Source organism: Streptosporangium roseum DSM 43021 (assembly GCF_000024865.1).
GTDB lineage: Bacteria > Actinomycetota > Actinomycetes > Streptosporangiales > Streptosporangiaceae > Streptosporangium > Streptosporangium roseum.
Genome location: NC_013595.1, coordinates 2,061,564 through 2,078,253, shown reverse-complemented (window position 1 = coordinate 2,078,253; position 16,690 = coordinate 2,061,564). Strand labels below are relative to the sequence as shown.

Here is a 16,690-nt window from a genome sequence, read left to right as displayed (position 1 = left end):
ACGGCCGAGGCCGGGAGGCGCCGCGGCACCCCGGCAGAGGTCAGATCGAGGCGCGCACAGGAGCCGCGGAGTCCGCACCGGGGGCGGGAGGCACCGCGGCACCCCGGCGGAGGTCAGACCGCGGCGCGCACAGGAGCGGCGGAGTCCACGCCGGGGGCGGAGACCGGGCGGGATCGGGCTCGGGCCACGGCCTTCTGGGCGAGGAGCGCGCCCGCCAGCACCAGGGCGCCGCCGAGCATCTGGGGGGCGCCGAGGGCCTCGCCCAGCAACGCCCATGCGATGACCACGCTGGCGAGCACCTCAAGCGAGGCGACCGTCGCTCCGACCGCTGCGGTCAGGACCCGCACCGCCGCGATGCCGGTGGCATAGGCGACCACGGTCCCGACCACGACCAGCCAGCCGATCGCCACGGGAGCCGGCAGCATCCGGCCGCCCAGCGCGAGGTCGGCGGTGAACAGGTGCCAGGGCAGGCGCCAGGGCGCGGCCAGGGGCGTGAGCACGACGGCCGCGCCGGCCAGCCCCCAGGTGAGCGCGCCGAGTGGATGGATGTCATGGCCCGCCTCCTGACTGAGCAGGAAGTACACGGCGGCGCAGACGGCCGTCCCCAGGCCCAGCACGAGGCCGAGCCCGTCAAGACGGACGCCCCGCCACACCTCGACGACGCAGGCGAGCCCGCCGACCGCCAGCACGGCGCCGACCGCGGCGGCGCGCGGCAGCCGTGCCCGGCGCACCAGCCGCACCCAGGCCAGGACCAGGACCGGCGAGGCGTACTCCAGCAGCACCGCCACCCCCACCGGCAGCCGGGCGATCGTCCCGTAGTAGAAGGCCTGCACCGCGGCGAAGCCGACCAGGCTGTAGGCGGCGACGAAACGCAGCCGGTGCCGGGGGACGACGAGGGCGGACGGCCTGACCAGAGCGGTGGCGACGAGCAGCATGAACGCCGCCCCGGCGAGTCTCGTCCACACCGCCTGCAGAGGCGTCAGCCCCGCGTCGATGAGCGACTTGGCCAGAGGCCCGGAGAAGCCGAAACAGATCGCTGAGACGGCCGCGAGGACCAGACCCTTGCTAACCGGACGGGGCATCTGAATCCCCTCCTCTCATCTCGACACCGCCATACCCATTTTGGTGGTGTTAATCAGAGCCAAAGAGGGAAAATCGCCGTCAACAAAGACGGCATGCACCGAGTCGACCGGACAAGGTGTAAGCCGACCACCGTTCACACTTACAGTCTGATCGGATACTCTCAGTGTGTGCTCCCTACCATCGCCGACGTCCTCGCTCTGGACACCGTCCGCCGAGGCAACCCCCGAGTCGTCGCGGGAGCCGACCGGCTGGACACCCGGGTGCGCTGGGTCCATGTCGGCGAGGTCACCGACATCGCCCACCTGCTGCGCGGTGGAGAGCTGGTGCTCACCACCGGTATCGCGCTCCCCGACGCCCCCGAGAAACTGGCCGACTACGTCGCGGAGCTGGCCGCCGTGGGCGCGTCCGGGCTGATCGTGGAGCTGGGCCGCAAGTTCATCAGGGAACTGCCCCGGTGCGTGATCAACGCCGCCGAGGAACACGGCCTCCCGCTGATCACACTGGCCCGCGAGACCCCCTTCGTGCAGATCACCGAGTCGGTGCACGCCAGGATCATCGACATCCAGCTGGAGGAGCTGCGCGCCTCCGAGCAACTCCACGAGGTCTTCACCGAACTGTCGGTCGAGGGCGCCTCCCCCGCCGAGGTGCTCAGCCAGGTCGCGCGATTGTCGGGGCGGCCGGTGCTGCTGGAGAACCTCGCCCACCAGGTGCTGGCCTGCGAGACGGCCGGTCGCGACACCGGGACGCTGCTGGCGAGCTGGGAGACCCGCTCCCGCGCCGTGGCTCCGGAGGAGCGGACCGCCTACGACTCGGCCTCCGGCTGGCTGGTCACCATGGTCGGCGCACGGGGCCAGGACTGGGGCAGGTTGATCCTGCTCTGCGACGGCGAGCCCGGCCCTCGTGACATCGTGCTCGCCGAACGCGCCGCGACCACCCTCGCCCTCGGCCGCCTGCTGGAACGCCACCAGGAGTCCCTGGAACGCCAGGCCCACGGCACGATCATCACCGGCATCCTGACCCACGCCTACGCCGACCCCGACGAGGCCGCGGCCCGCGCCCGAGCGGTCGGGGTGCCACTGACCGGCCGCAAGCTGATCAGCGTGGTGCTCCGCCTGGCCGAGCAGTCGGAGAACCTCCTGGACGGCCAGGAGCAGATCGCCAGGCTCGGCGAGCTGGCCGACGCGGCCGCCGCCGCCTGCCGTGACGCCCGCCTCCCCGCCCTGGTCGGCGCCCTGGACCAGAACCGCGTCGGCGTCCTGCTCCCGCTGCCCCCGCGCACCTTCGCCGAACCCGCGCTGACCTCGCTCGCCGACCGCCTGCGGGTGGCCTTCGCCACCCCGTTCGTCCTCGCCGCCGGATCGGTGGTCGAATCCCTGCGTGACGTACGGCGGAGCTTCATGGAGGCCGAGCAGGTCGCGGACGTGGCCGTCAGGCAGCCGGACGGCCGGGCCTTCTACCGTCTTCCCGACCTGCGCCTGCGCGGCCTGCTCCACCTGCTGAGAGACGACGCCCGCCTGCAGACCTTCGCCGAACGCGAGCTCGGCTCCCTGCTCGCCCACGACGCCCAGCGCGGTGGCGACCTGACCAGGATCCTCCGGATCTACCTGGACTCCGGCCGCAACAAGGCGGTGGCCGCCCAGAAGGCCCACCTGTCGCGGCCGGCCTTCTACGACCGGCTCCGCAGGCTGGAACGCATCCTCGACACCGACCTGGACGATGTCGAGTCCTGCCTCTCCCTCCACGTCGCCCTCCTGGCGCTGGAGTCCTTCCGGAGAGACAACCCCCGCACCTGAAAGGTCCCCATGCCCGACATCCTCGTCCCCGAGACCGCCGACCTGGCCCGCATGGTCACCGCCGCCGGGATCTTCGCCGTCCCCACCGGCGAGGTACGGCTGTCACCCGACGAGCTGGACCCCGCCCAGATCCTCGCCGGCTCGCCGCAGGTCTCCTCGGCCGAGCTCTGGTCCTCCCCCGACGGCTCGCAGAGCCGGGGCATCTGGGAGATCACGCCGGGCACGGTGATCGACGTCGAACATGACGAGATCTTCGTGGTCCTGTCCGGCCGGGCCACCGTGGAGGTCGACGGCGGCGCCACCGTCGAACTCGTCCCGGGATCGGTCTGCCTGCTCGCCGAGGGCACCAGGACCACCTGGATCGTCCACGAGACCCTGCGCAAGGTGTATCACTGCATGTCCTGACGAGAGTTGCGGCGCAAGCCGTACCGGACCCAGATTCCGTACGGCTTGCGCCCGCCTGAGTGGCGCCCGGCCCTACCCGTCTCGATCGGACGGGAGGTCGACGTGAGTGGTGTCGTCCGCGCAGACGTAGAGATCCCAGCGGCGCGGTCGCACCATGATCACGCCCAGGATGAACCCGAGCACCATGCTTGCGACGATCACAATGAGAATGTTCAGCCCCATGACGGCTGCCTCTCGGAAAGATGTGCCGCTTGAACTGAGGGAATGCGGCCTACTGAACCGTAGCGCCACCTGGCCGGCACCGCAGGGAAACGACGCTGACTAACCCCTATTGACCAGCGCGATTGACCCGATAGAGGCAGTTCCGGGCTACTCGAATTCCGTCGTTTCGCATATGACGGCGTCCGGGTGACAACACTTTCTTGGGATGTTTGGCGTGTTTCGCTCCCCTTGGCTGGAAGATCTCGGCACGATGGTGCACCGAAGTATGGTCACCAACGGGGAGAGAGACATACATGTCGCGACGTATCATCGTCGGGCTTTCAGCCATAGCACTCACCATCACGGCGATTCCCGCACAAGCCGACCGCACCGGCGTGACCTTTCCCACCTCGGCGTTCCCACTCGGCCAGAGCGGGACACCGATCAAGAACCAGCGCAGCGTGGCCCCCGGAGTCGACCTCTTCAGCGTGATGTCCGGCACGTCCACCCAGGGGTGGACCGTGACGGTGCTGATGCCCAACGGGCACGACGACGGCAAGCTGACCACCGCCCAGGCGAAGGCGGAGGAGGTCACGGCGGCGGGATTCACCCCCAGCGTGCAGAAGATCGTGCAGCCCGCCGCCGCGGACGCCCCGGCCGTGGAGCGCTACCTCGTCCGCGTCGGCCTGTGGACGTTCAAGGAGCGCGCCAAGGCCGACAAGGTGGTCAAGGAGCTCAAGGAGTTCGACATCCGGGCCAAGACCGACTACCTCGGTGACGACGGCCTGGAGACCACCGGCCCCTGGGACATGCGCGTGCTCATGGTGGACCCGCGCGCCTTCCGGGGGTCCTTCAAGACCAGCGTCGGGACCAGTGTCGCCAAGCGCGAGACCACCACTTCGATGTCCAAGCTGACCAAGGCCATCGCCGGCGTCAACGGCGGATTCTTCAACATCCACACGCCCAAAGCACTCCAGGGCGACCCGATGGGCATCTCGGTGGTGGGTGGCAGGCTGCTCAGCGAGGCGGTGCCCGGCCGCAGCGGCCTGGTCATCAGCGGTCGCAAGGTCCGGATCACCGAGCTGAAGACGGTGATCACCGCGATCCCCGCCGACGGGGCGAAGACCGAGATCAAGGGCATCAACCGGGCCGCCGGAGCGGACGAGCTCGTGCTCTACACCGAGGAGTTCGGCACCAAGACGGCGGCCGACGGCGGCGCCGAGATCGTGGTCGACGCCCAGGGGAGGATCGTCAAGGCCCGCGCGGCCGGCGGCGTCGTCCCACGCGGCACCTACGTGCTGCACGGCACCGGCATCATGGCGACCTGGCTCCTGGAGCACGCGCAGGAGACCTCCGTCATGAAGCTGGACACCAAGGTCATCGACCTGCGGACGGAACGGGCCGTGCCGCTCACCCCCGAGACGCACATCATGGGTGGCGGCGTCGGGCTCCTCAGGAACGGCCGGGTGCGGATCAGCGCCAAGGCCGACGGGCACGCGTCGGTCGTCATGATGCTCCGCCGCCACCCGCGCACGATGGTCGGCGTCACGAAGTCCGGCGGCCTGATCCTGGCGACGGTGGACGGCCGCAACCCGGGTGTCACCGTGGGTGCCTCCATGGTGGAGGCGGCTCAGCTGATGCGCTGGCTGGGCGCCAAGCAGGCCATCAACTTCGACGGTGGCGGCTCGACCGCGATGGTCGTCGGCCACAAGGTGATCAACCGGCCCTCCGACGGCAGCGAGCGGACCGTGGGCGACGGCCTGTTCATCACCCCCTGATCCTCGATCTTCACCGCCCCGGCAGCGCCCTGACTCCCCAGGAGTCAGGGCGTTTTCCTGGTGGGGGCAGGTCCGGGCAGCCGGGAGCGCCTGAGGAGCAGGGCAGAGGCTGAGGAGCAGGGCACGGACTGAAGAAGCAGGACACGGGCTGAGAAGCAGGACAGGGGCGCAAAAGGGTCCGGAAAGCAGAAAAGGCCACCCCGAAGGGTGGCCTTTTCCAAAAGATTGTCCGGCGGCGACCTACTCTCCCACACCGTCCCCGGTGCAGTACCATCGGCGCTGAAGAGCTTAACTTCCGGGTTCGGAATGTAACCGGGTGTTTCCCCTTCGCCATAACCGCCGTAACTCTATGAAACTGTCAAACACACACGGTGCTTGCTGTTTCAGAATTGCATAGTGGACGCGGGCAAGAACCTTGGTTTCGCGCTGCTCCGGACCCGGCGAAGGGACAGAGCGCTGCAGAAACCAAGCTTATGCTTTGTGGTCAAGTCCTCGGCCTATTAGTACCGGTCAGCTCCACACATTACTGTGCTTCCACCTCCGGCCTATCAACCCAATCGTCTATTGGGGGCCTTACCCACTCACGTGGTGGGAGACCTCATCTCAAGGCGAGCTTCCCGCTTAGATGCTTTCAGCGGTTATCCCTTCCGAACGTAGCCAACCAGCCGTGCTCCTGGCGGAACAACTGGCACACCAGAGGTTCGTCCGTCCCGGTCCTCTCGTACTAGGGACAGCTCCTTTCAAGTCTCCTGCGCGCGCAGCGGATAGGGACCGAACTGTCTCGCGACGTTCTAAACCCAGCTCGCGTACCGCTTTAATGGGCGAACAGCCCAACCCTTGGGACCTACTCCAGCCCCAGGATGCGACGAGCCGACATCGAGGTGCCAAACCATCCCGTCGATATGGACTCTTGGGGAAGATCAGCCTGTTATCCCCGGGGTACCTTTTAGCCGTTGAGCGACGGCGCTTCCACAAGCCACCGCCGGATCACTAGTCCCAGCTTTCGCTCCTGCTCGACCCGTCGGTCTCACAGTCAAGCTCCCTTGTGCACTTACACTCGACACCTGATTGCCAACCAGGCTGAGGGAACCTTTGGGCGCCTCCGTTACTCTTTAGGAGGCAACCGCCCCAGTTAAACTACCCACCAGACACTGTCCCTGATCCGGATCACGGACCGAAGTTAGACGTTCAAAACGACCAGAGTGGTATTTCACCAATGACTCCACCGCCACTAGCGTGACAGCTTCACAGTCTCCCACCTATCCTACACAAGACGTTCCAAACGCCAATGTCAAGCTGTAGTGAAGGTCCCGGGGTCTTTCCGTCCTGCTGCGCGTAACGAGCATCTTTACTCGTAGTGCAATTTCGCCGGGTCTGCGGTTGAGACAGCGGGGAAGTCGTTACGCCATTCGTGCAGGTCGGAACTTACCCGACAAGGAATTTCGCTACCTTAGGATGGTTATAGTTACCACCGCCGTTTACTGGCGCTTAAGTTCTCAGCTTCGCCACATTACTGCAGCTAACCGGTCCCCTTAACGTTCCAGCACCGGGCAGGCGTCAGTCCGTATACATCGTCTTACGACTTCGCACGGACCTGTGTTTTTAGTAAACAGTCGCTTCCCCCTGGCCTCTGCGACCCCCACCAGCTCCGAACGCAAAGGTTCATCACCAGCGAAGGCCCCCCTTCTCCCGAAGTTACGGGGGCAATTTGCCGAGTTCCTTAACCACAGTTCACCCGATCGCCTTGGTATTCTCTACCTGACCACCTGAGTCGGTTTCGGGTACGGGCCGCCACGACACTCACTAGAGGCTTTTCTCGGCAGCATAGGATCACCCACTTCGCCACAATCGGCTCGGCATCACATCTCAGGATACATGAGAGGCGGATTTGCCTACCTCTCTCCCTACATGCTTACCCCAGGACTACCATCGCCTGGGCTGGGCTACCTTCCTGCGTCACCCCATCGCTTACCTACTACCAGATCAGGCCAGGCGTTCACTCTGACGCCGTCCCCGAAGGGACAACCGAGTTAAGGACCCTTAGTATCACTGGATTCAGTATTGGCGCATCGTAGCGGGTACGGGAATATCAACCCGTTGTCCATCGACTACGCCTGTCGGCCTCGCCTTAGGTCCCGACTTACCCTGGGCGGATTAGCCTGGCCCAGGAACCCTTGGTCATCCGGCGCAGAAGTTTCTCACTTCTGATTCGCTACTCATGCCTGCATTCTCACTCGCACGGCCTCCACAACTAGATCACTCTGCTGCTTCGCCGGCCGCACGACGCTCCCCTACCCATCCACACACCTAGACAGACAAGCTGCCAGGTTAATGCGTGAATGCCACGACTTCGGCGGTGTACTTGAGCCCCGCTACATTGTCGGCGCGGAATCACTTGACCAGTGAGCTATTACGCACTCTTTCAAGGATGGCTGCTTCTAAGCCAACCTCCTGGTTGTCACTGCGACTCCACATCCTTTCCCACTTAGCACACGCTTAGGGGCCTTAGTCGGTGGTCTGGGCTGTTTCCCTCTCGACTACGGAGCTTATCCCCCGCAGTCTCACTGCTGCGCTCTCACTTACCGGCATTCGGAGTTTGGCTGACGTCAGTAACCTTGTCGGGCCCATTAGCCATCCAGTGCTCTACCTCCGGCAAGAAACACGCAACGCTGCACCTAAATGCATTTCGGGGAGAACCAGCTATCACGGAGTTTGATTGGCCTTTCACCCCTAAACACAGGTCATCCCCCAGGTTTTCAACCCTGGTGGGTTCGGTCCTCCACGCGGTCTTACCCGCGCTTCAACCTGCCCATGCCTAGATCACTCCGCTTCGGGTCTACAGCATGCGACTCAAACGCCCTATTCAGACTCGCTTTCGCTACGGCTCCCCCACACGGGTTAACCTCGCCACACACCATAACTCGCAGGCTCATTCTTCAAAAGGCACGCAGTCACATCACAGACGCCCGAAGACGTCTACGCTCCTACGGCTTGTAGGCACACGGTTTCAGGTACTATTTCACGACCCCTCACCGGGGCGCTTTTCACCTTTCCCTCACGGTACTTGTTCACTATCGGTCATCAGGGAGTATTTAGGCTTACCAGGTGGTCCTGGCAGATTCACACAGGATTTCTCGGGCCCCGTGCTACTTGGGATCCCCTCAAACAGTCGACAAGATTTCGCCTACCCGGCTCTCACGGTCTACGGCGCAACTTCCCAGAAACTTCGGCTATCCCATCGATTTCTCACTGCTTGGAGAAGCGGCAGCCTCTCCCAGAGGGTCCCACAACCCCGCACACGCAACGCCTGCCGGCTATCACACGCATACGGTTTAGCCTCTTCCGCTTTCGCTCACCACTACTCACGGAATCACTATTTGTTTTCTCTTCCTACGGGTACTGAGATGTTTCACTTCCCCGCGTTACCACCAACCGCCCTATACATTCAGGCGGAGGCAACACCACATGACTGGTGCTAGGTTTCCCCATTCGGACATCCCCGGATCAAAGTCAGGTTGGCGACTCCCCGGGGCTTAACGCAGCCTCCCACGTCCTTCATCGGCTCCTGATGCCAAGGCATCCACCGTGTGCCCTAAAAAACTTGGCCACAAAGATGCTCGCGTCCACTATGCAAATCTCAAACAACAAACAGCGACCGAACCGCACCCGCCACCAGACACCCGGGACAACACCCAGGCCGATGTGACAGAAGGCCGGTCCCGCACGAGGTCAAACAGACAGCAAGCCCGCCTCAGCGGGCCCGCCCGGTCCGTTTCCTCAGGACCCAACAGTGTGTCCAACCAGTCCGACCCTCCGCAGCCGGCGTTCCCACTCCCAGCTCCTCCGAAGAAGAGACAGGCGGTACTAGCGGCCCGGCGAATGCGGTCCGGTTGAGTAGCCAGTGCTCCACTAATGAGCGCGTCACGTGCAGAACGTTCGCCTGCAGACATGACATGGACCACGGACCACCAGGTGGCCGCAGTCGATGCTCCTTAGAAAGGAGGTGATCCAGCCGCACCTTCCGGTACGGCTACCTTGTTACGACTTCGTCCCAATCGCCAGCCCCACCTTCGACCGCTCCCCCCAGACAAGCTGGTTGGGCCACGGGCTTCGGGTGTTGCCGACTTTCGTGACGTGACGGGCGGTGTGTACAAGGCCCGGGAACGTATTCACCGCAGCGTTGCTGATCTGCGATTACTAGCGACTCCGACTTCATGGGGTCGAGTTGCAGACCCCAATCCGAACTGAGACCGGCTTTTTGGGATTCGCTCCACCTCACGGTATCGCAACCCTCTGTACCGGCCATTGTAGCATGTTTGCAGCCCAAGACATAAGGGGCATGATGACTTGACGTCATCCCCACCTTCCTCCGAGTTGACCCCGGCAGTCTCCAATGAGTCCCCACCACCCCCGAAGGAGCGTGCTGGCAACATTGAACAAGGGTTGCGCTCGTTGCGGGACTTAACCCAACATCTCACGACACGAGCTGACGACAGCCATGCACCACCTGTCACCCGATCCGAAGAGGCACCCATCTCTGAGTGTTTCCGGGCGATGTCAAGCCTTGGTAAGGTTCTTCGCGTTGCGTCGAATTAAGCAACATGCTCCGCCGCTTGTGCGGGCCCCCGTCAATTCCTTTGAGTTTTAGCCTTGCGGCCGTACTCCCCAGGCGGGGCGCTTAATGCGTTAGCTACGGCGCGGAAACCGTGGAAGGTCCCCACACCTAGCGCCCAACGTTTACAGCGTGGACTACCAGGGTATCTAATCCTGTTCGCTCCCCACGCTTTCGCTCCTCAGCGTCAGGTAAGGCCCAGAGAACCGCCTTCGCCACCGGTGTTCCTCCTGATATCTGCGCATTTCACCGCTACACCAGGAATTCCGTTCTCCCCTACCTACCTCTAGCCAGCCCGTATCGAATGCAGACCTGGAGTTAAGCCCCAAGCTTTCACACCCGACGTGACAAGCCACCTACGAGCTCTTTACGCCCAATAATTCCGGACAACGCTTGCGCCCTACGTATTACCGCGGCTGCTGGCACGTAGTTAGCCGGCGCTTCTTCTGCAGGTACACGTCAACTTCGTCCCTGCTGAAAGAGGTTTACAACCCGAAGGCCGTCATCCCCCACGCGGCGTCGCTGCGTCAGGCTTTCGCCCATTGCGCAATATTCCCCACTGCTGCCTCCCGTAGGAGTCTGGGCCGTGTCTCAGTCCCAGTGTGGCCGGTCGCCCTCTCAGGCCGGCTACCCGTCGTCGCCTTGGTAGGCCGTTACCCCACCAACAAGCTGATAGGCCGCGAGTCCATCCCCAACCGAAAAAACTTTCCACCACCATCCCATGCGAGAAGTGGTCGTATCCGGTATTAGACCCAGTTTCCCGGGCTTATCCCAGAGTCAGGGGCAGGTTACTCACGTGTTACTCACCCGTTCGCCGCTCGAGTACCCCGAAGGGCCTTTCCGCTCGACTTGCATGTGTTAAGCACGCCGCCAGCGTTCGTCCTGAGCCAGGATCAAACTCTCCAAACAATGTTTGAAAGGTTTTCCCAGCTGAAAGCACCCGATTCGCATCGGATGTATCAACCAAAGGAATCCGTCCCCCACTAAAAATGGGTTGGACGGGGTTGTGCTTCATGCACTGGCTTTTAACACACTGTTGAGTTCTCAAGAAACGGACGCGTTCTCCGTCGCCGTGACCGTGGTCCCGACTTCAGGGCGTTCCATTCCGTGTTCCCATCTTATCAGATCCGCCCGGTTCGTGTCAAACTGTCGCTTTTCGCTTCAGCCGATCCGAACCCGCCGAATCCGTTAGGATGTCGACCGCCCCGTTTCCGGAGCAACCCTTCTAACTTACTCCGACATCCGGTCCTTGTCGAATCGGATCCTGCCGAGACGCACGCGTCCCAGCCGGGGGATGTGATCAGAAGGGGTTCCCGAGGCCTTGGCGATCTCCGCCAACCCCCTCGGGCCTGTGAACTCTATGTACGCCGTCCCATCCCGTCAAATCGATGGCTCCCCCGGCGGTGGACGTGTTTCCGTCCTGATGGGTAGGGACCCGATATGACGGACCAAAGATCGGTACCCCGGGCCCTCATCGTGCTGCTCTGCACCGCGGGTGCCGTGGTCACGCTGGCCGGTATCAGAGAGGTCGGGTCGATCGTCGGGCCCGTGCTGCTGGCTCTCGTACTCGTCCTGGCGGTCTCCCCCGTCAGGACCTGGCTGCAGAGACGCGGCGCCCCCGGGTGGACGCTGGTCGCGGTCCCGCTGGCCCTGGTGCTGCTCCTGCTGTTCGGCATGGTGGCGATCCTGACCGTCGCGGTCGCGGAGACGGCGAACCTCGCCTCGACCTACGGCCCGGAGTTCAACCGGCTCGTCACCGGGCTGCAGAACCTCGCGACGAGGTTCGGCGTCGGCACCGAACAGGTGAACCAGACGATCAAGTCGTTCGACCTGGGCAAGGTCTTCGCCCTCGTCCAGGGATTCGCCAGCGGGCTGCTCGGCCTGTTCTCCAGCCTGGTTCTCATCGTCGTCCTGCTGCTGGCCATGTGCCTGGACGCGCAGCCCTTCTCCCGGGTCCTCGCCGCCGGCGCCGCCTCCCGGCCCCTGCTCGTCCGGGCGCTCGGCGACTTCGCCCACAAGACCCGCCGCTACCTCGTCGTCTCGACCGTCTTCGGCCTCATCTGCTCCGTGCTGGACGTGGCCGCGCTGTGGATGCTCGGCGTGCCGCTGCCCCTGCTCTGGGGCGTGCTGGCACTGATCACCAACTACATCCCGAACCTGGGGTTCATCCTCGGGCTGATCCCGCCCGCCCTGCTCGGCCTGCTCGAAGGCGGCCCCAAGACCATGATCTTCGTGATCGCCTCCTACATAGCGATCAACTTCGTGGTCCAGTCGCTCATCCAGCCCAAGTTCCTCGGCGACGCCGTGGGCCTGTCCACCACCATGACGCTGCTCTCCCTCCTGGTGTGGGCGTTCGTGCTCGGCCCGCTGGGCGCGCTGCTCGCCATCCCTCTCAGCCTGCTGGCCCGCGCGCTGCTGATCGACAGCGATCCCGACGGCCGGTGGGCGGCGGCTCTCATCTCCGGAGAAGTCCCCGACGGCGAGCGACCTTGACCGCTCCGGTGCGGTTGTCCACCTCCAGCTTCGCGTAGATGTGTACGAGGTGGCTCTTCACCGTGGCCTCGCTGATGAACAGCTCGCGGGCGATCTGCCGGTTCGACAGGCCGTCGGCCACCAGCAGGACGATCTCCACCTCCCGCGGGGACAGCGACGCCCGCGGTGAACGCATCCTGGTGACCAGCCTGGCCGCGACCGGCGGAGCGAGGATGGTCTCCCCCCGGGCCACCGCCCGGATGGCGTCGAGCAGGTCGTCGGTGGGGGCGTCCTTCAGCAGGTAGCCCGCCGCCCCGGCCTCGATGGCGGCGAAGATGTCGCCGTCGGTGTCATAGGTGGTCAGCACCAGGACCCGGGGCGGACGCGGCAGGCCACCGATCAGCCGGGTGCTCTCGGCGCCGGACATTCCGGCCCCCAGGCGCAGGTCCATCAGCACGACGTCCGCACCGGGTGCCAGCCGTACCGCTTCCTCGCCGGTGGCGGCCTCGCCGGTCACGGCCATGTCGCCGGCCTGGTCGAAGATCGCGCGCAGGCCCTTGCGGACGACGGGGTGGTCGTCGACGAGCAGCAGGCGGATCACGGCACGGGGAGGGTGACGGCCAGCGCCGTACCGAGGCCGGGGGCGGACTCGACGGTGACGGCGCCGCCGAGTTCGGCGGCGCGGTCGCGGATGAAGCCGAGGCCGTTGCCCGATCGGGTCAGCGGGTCGAAGCCGCGCCCGTCGTCCACGATGTCCATCGCCACCTCGTCCTCCATGTAGGTCAGTGTGAGCGCGGCCCTGGCCGCCTCCGCGTGCCGGGAGACGTTCGCGAGCCCGCCCTGGGCGATCCTCAGCAGCGCGATCTCGGCCCGGCGGGGCAGCGTGTACGGCTCGCCGTCGAGCTGGAAGGCGGCTCCCTCTCGGGAGCAGAGGCGGCGCAGCGCCTCCTCCAGGGAGCCGTCCAGGCCCGGAGGTGTGAGGGCGTGGACGAAGCGGCGGGCCTCGGCGAGGTTGTCCTCGGCCGCGTGCCTCGCCTCCTCCACGTATCCGGACGGGTCCGGCGGGGCGGCGCGGAGCAGCAGGACGATGCTGGACAGTCCCTGGGCGAGGGTGTCGTGGATCTCCCTGGCCAGCCGCTGGCGCTCGGCGAGCACCCCCGCCTCGTGCTGGGTCTCGGCCAGCTCGGCGCGGGTGCGGGTGAGCTCGTCGATGAGGCCCCGGCGGCGCTCGCTCTCCCGGTACAGGGCCGTGTAGCCGGCGACCATGAGGACGGCGGCCATCGCGCCGATGGCGGGGCCGACCACCTGGGCGGGGTTGAGCGCGGGGCCGTGCACGGCGAGCGTGCCGACGGTGACCGCGGTGACGGCGATCACGGCGGGGACGCCGGCGCGCGGCGGCAGCAGGTGCATGCAGAGGAAGAACAGCGGGAACGCCAGCCAGACGAAGTCCGTGGTGAGCGCGCCGAGCGCCGCCCAGACCAGGACGACGGCGGCCAGCCAGACCAGCGCCGCCGTACGGCGCCGGCCGAGGGTGAGGCCGGCCGTGTAGACGGCTCCGAGCAGGGCGCCCCCGGACAGCGCCGCCCATGAGCCGGACACGCGGGTCAGGCCGATCGCGAGCAGCACGTAGAACACGCCGTGCAGGCCGGCCCTGAGCGTCCGCATCGCGGGCACCTCGAATTCCCCTCCCATATGTCCAGGTTAAGAGGGGTGTGAGGGATGCTCGCATCCATCCTTCGGTTGATTCACGGGCCGACCGGAGTCGCGATGCCCCGGATGGGCCGGACCGGAGAGCCTGGCGGAAGTCACCAGGCAACCGACCGGAGATCCACTTGTTCATCGCACTGAGAGACATCCGTTTCGCCAGAGGACGGTTCGCCCTCATGGGGTCCGTCGTGGCGCTCATCACCTTGCTGGTCGTCCTGCTGTCCGGGCTCACCGCCGGGCTCGCCGGGGAGAACATCTCCGCCGTCGAGAACCTGAGAGGCGACCGGATCGCGTTCGGCAGCGAGAAGATCTCCTTCTCCGGCAGCACGGTCACCGCCGCGCAGTGGAAGGGCCTGGGCGGGCAGCCGCTGGGGATCACGCAGACCCGGCTCACCCATGACGGCACGGACCAGGCGGTCGCGGTCTTCGGCTCGGAGTCCCTGGGTCCGGTCCGGCAGGGAGACGGCGAGCTGGCCGTCTCGCCGGACCTCGGCCTGGCCGTCGGGGACACCGCGACGATCGGCGGCCGGCCGTACCGGGTCACCGCGCTCGGCCCGGACGACTCCTACGGGCACACGCCCGTGGTGTGGTCCACGCTCACGGACTGGCAGCGCATCGCGCACGCCGGGGCGGACACCGCGACCGTGGCCGTGCTGAGCGGAGACGCCTCCGGGCCGGTGCCGGGCACCCACCCCGTCACCAAGGAGGAGTCGCTGGCCGGGATCGGCTCCTACACCTCGGAGAACGGCTCGCTGACGATGATGCGGGGACTGCTGTTCGCCATCTCCGCGCTGGTCATCGGGGCGTTCTTCACCGTGTGGACGGTCCAGCGCCAAGGCGACATCGCCATCATGAAGGCCCTCGGCGCGTCGAGCGGCTATCTGATGCGCGACGCCCTGTCCCAGGCGCTGATCGTGCTGGCGGCCGGCGGCGTGATCGGCGGGGCTGCCGGGCTCGGGGCCGGGGCACTCGCCGGACAGGTCATGCCGTTCACGGTGGACGTCTCGACGACGCTCGTGCCGGTGCTGGCGATGATCGCCCTCGGTATGGCGGGGGCCGTGCTCGCCGTCCGCCGCATCACCTCCGTCGACCCGCTGATCGCCCTGGGGAGCGCCCGATGAGCCTGGAACTGACCGACCTGCGCCTGACCTACGCCGACGGCGACAGCACGCTGGTCGCGCTCGACGACGTGTCACTGACCGTCAGGCCCGGCGAACTGGTCGCGGTGGTCGGCCCCTCGGGATCCGGCAAGTCCAGCCTGCTGGCGGTCGCCGGGACCCTGCTGCGGCCCGGCTCCGGCCGGGTTGTCATCGGCGGAACCGACGCCTCGCGGCTCGGTGACAGGGAGCGTACGGCGCTGCGCAGGCAGCGGGTCGGCATCGTCTTCCAGCAGGCCAACCTGATCTCCTCGCTCACGGCGCTCGAACAGTTGCAGGTCATGGACCACATGCGGGGCGGGCGGTCCGGGAAGGCCGCGGACCTGCTGCGGGCGGTGGGGCTGGACGGCAGGGAGAACCGGCGGCCGCACCAGCTCTCCGGGGGTGAGCGGCAGCGGGTCAACATCGCCCGCGCGCTGATGAGCGACCCGGCAGTGCTGCTGGTCGACGAGCCCACCTCCGCGCTGGACCACGCCCGCGGCACGGAGGTGATGCGGCTGCTGGCGGAGCTGACCGGGGAACGCGCCGTGGCGACGCTGCTGGTCACCCACGACGTCGCGCAGATCGGCCACGCGCATCGGGTGACGGAGATGGACGACGGCCGGCTGTCGGAGCGGCAGCCCGGTCTCACCCCGGGGGTCCCCGCGTCGTCGCGGCCGGGGGGACGGTAGCGCACCGGTCGAGCGCCGCCGGGGGCGCAGCCCGGGGGACAGTGGCACGCCGGTCGAGCCTCGCCGGGGGCGCGGCCGGTCGTAATCTGGGGGGATGTATCGCGAGTGGGCCCCGGATCCGGCGATCGCCGGGCGAGTGACCTGCCTCTGGACGTCGACGGCGACCTCGGCGGGGACGAAGCTGGTGCTTCCCGACGGTTCCGTCGATCTGATCTGGGGGCCGGACGGGCCTCGGGTCGCCGGACCCGACACCGGGCCGCAGCCCGTGCGGATGTCCCCCGGTGACCGCTACATCGGGATCCGCTTCCGGCCGGGCGCGGTGGGCGGGGTGTTCGGCGTGCCGGTCGAGGCCCTGCGTGACCTGCGGGTGCCGCTGGCCGAGCTGGGCGTGCTGCCGGAGCTGACGGCCGACACCATGCGGAAGGACCCGGGCGTGCTGCCGGAGCCGGCGGCCGGCACCATGCAGAAGGCCCTGGCCGTACGGCTGCGCGCGACGCCCGCGCCCGACCCGGCCGCGCCGGCGATCGCGGCCGCGCTGGGAGCCGGGAAGAGTGTCGCGGAGGTGGCCTGGGATCTCGGGCTCGGCGAGCGGCAGCTCCACCGGCGGTCGCTGCGGGCCTTCGGGTACGGGCCCAAGGTGCTGCAGCGGGTGATCAGGTTCCAGCGGGCGCTGCGACTGGCCCGGGGCGGGATGGCGCCGGCCGAGGTGGCTGCGGCCAGTGGATACGCCGATCAGGCGCACCTGGCCAACGAGGTCAGGCGACTGGCCGGGGTCCCCCTGGGCCGGCTCGTGGACCGGCCGTGACGGAGA

Annotated in this window: 11 protein-coding genes and 3 rRNA genes; 7 read left to right on the top strand and 7 right to left on the bottom strand. The window is 66.5% G+C overall.

What is annotated here, in order from left to right; all coding sequences use genetic code 11:
• Nucleotides 1–113: 113 nt before the first annotated feature.
• A complete protein-coding gene (locus SROS_RS09385) occupies nt 114–1,082 on the bottom strand; it encodes an EamA family transporter (protein WP_012888675.1) in 969 nt (322 codons plus the stop codon).
• A 168-nt stretch (nt 1,083–1,250) separates the two neighbouring features.
• Between SROS_RS09385 and SROS_RS09380 the strand changes: the two genes are divergently transcribed.
• Both SROS_RS09380 and SROS_RS09375 read left to right on the top strand, forming a co-directional pair.
• Complete coding sequence (locus tag SROS_RS09380; RefSeq protein ID WP_043651670.1) at nt 1,251–2,876, top strand: PucR family transcriptional regulator; 1,626 nt, start codon at nt 1,251–1,253, stop codon at nt 2,874–2,876.
• A gap of 9 nt (nt 2,877–2,885) precedes the next feature.
• Entirely contained in the window at nt 2,886–3,281 is a 396-nt protein-coding gene (locus tag SROS_RS09375; protein ID WP_012888673.1) for a cupin domain-containing protein, read from the top strand.
• A 72-nt stretch (nt 3,282–3,353) separates the two neighbouring features.
• On the opposite strand, the gene SROS_RS53820 is transcribed toward SROS_RS09375, so the two are convergent.
• Nucleotides 3,354–3,482 (bottom strand): hypothetical protein, encoded by a 129-nt coding sequence (locus tag SROS_RS53820; protein ID WP_281048008.1) that lies wholly within the window; start codon nt 3,480–3,482, stop codon nt 3,354–3,356.
• Between the two features lie 314 nt (nt 3,483–3,796).
• Here SROS_RS53820 and SROS_RS09370 point away from each other — a divergent pair, with 314 nt between their 5' ends.
• A complete protein-coding gene (locus tag SROS_RS09370; RefSeq protein WP_012888671.1) occupies nt 3,797–5,260 on the top strand; it encodes a phosphodiester glycosidase family protein in 1,464 nt (487 codons plus the stop codon).
• Between the two features lie 227 nt (nt 5,261–5,487).
• Here SROS_RS09370 and rrf read toward each other — a convergent pair.
• The 3 genes from rrf to SROS_RS09355 all read right to left on the bottom strand — a co-directional run bounded on the left by rrf (nt 5,488) and on the right by SROS_RS09355 (nt 10,781).
• Nucleotides 5,488–5,604: ribosomal RNA gene (gene rrf / locus SROS_RS09365) — 5S ribosomal RNA — on the bottom strand.
• A gap of 136 nt (nt 5,605–5,740) precedes the next feature.
• Nucleotides 5,741–8,867: ribosomal RNA gene (locus tag SROS_RS09360) — 23S ribosomal RNA — on the bottom strand.
• 389 nt (nt 8,868–9,256) lie between these two features.
• A 16S ribosomal RNA gene (locus SROS_RS09355) occupies nt 9,257–10,781 on the bottom strand.
• The 16S, 23S and 5S rRNA genes sit together here, the layout of an rRNA operon.
• Before the next feature lie 531 nt (nt 10,782–11,312).
• Between SROS_RS09355 and SROS_RS09350 the strand changes: the two genes are divergently transcribed.
• Nucleotides 11,313–12,365 (top strand): AI-2E family transporter, encoded by a 1,053-nt coding sequence (locus tag SROS_RS09350; protein ID WP_012888670.1) that lies wholly within the window; start codon nt 11,313–11,315, stop codon nt 12,363–12,365.
• On the opposite strand, the gene SROS_RS52085 is transcribed toward SROS_RS09350, so the two are convergent.
• Nucleotides 12,328–12,945: a response regulator gene (locus tag SROS_RS52085; RefSeq protein WP_012888669.1), complete on the bottom strand. Its 618-nt coding sequence runs from the start codon at nt 12,943–12,945 to the stop codon at nt 12,328–12,330. The genes SROS_RS09350 and SROS_RS52085 overlap by 38 nt on opposite strands.
• Nucleotides 12,942–14,036, bottom strand: a complete 1,095-nt coding sequence (locus tag SROS_RS52080; protein WP_012888668.1) for a sensor histidine kinase — start codon at nt 14,034–14,036, stop codon at nt 12,942–12,944. The genes SROS_RS52085 and SROS_RS52080 overlap by 4 nt, the downstream gene beginning before the upstream one ends.
• 140 nt (nt 14,037–14,176) lie before the next feature.
• Between SROS_RS52080 and SROS_RS09335 the strand changes: the two genes are divergently transcribed.
• From SROS_RS09335 to SROS_RS09325, 3 genes are all read left to right on the top strand, one after another.
• Complete coding sequence (locus tag SROS_RS09335; protein ID WP_012888667.1) at nt 14,177–15,172, top strand: ABC transporter permease; 996 nt, start codon at nt 14,177–14,179, stop codon at nt 15,170–15,172.
• Nucleotides 15,169–15,879 carry an ABC transporter ATP-binding protein gene (locus SROS_RS09330; protein ID WP_012888666.1) on the top strand — a complete coding sequence of 237 codons (711 nt, stop codon included), beginning with the start codon at nt 15,169–15,171 and terminating at the stop codon, nt 15,877–15,879. The genes SROS_RS09335 and SROS_RS09330 overlap by 4 nt, the downstream gene beginning before the upstream one ends.
• Nucleotides 15,880–15,973: 94 nt before the next feature.
• On the top strand, nt 15,974–16,684 hold the full coding sequence (locus SROS_RS09325) for a DUF6597 domain-containing transcriptional factor (RefSeq protein ID WP_012888665.1): 711 nt from the start codon (nt 15,974–15,976) through the stop codon (nt 16,682–16,684).
• Nucleotides 16,685–16,690: the final 6 nt, after the last annotated feature.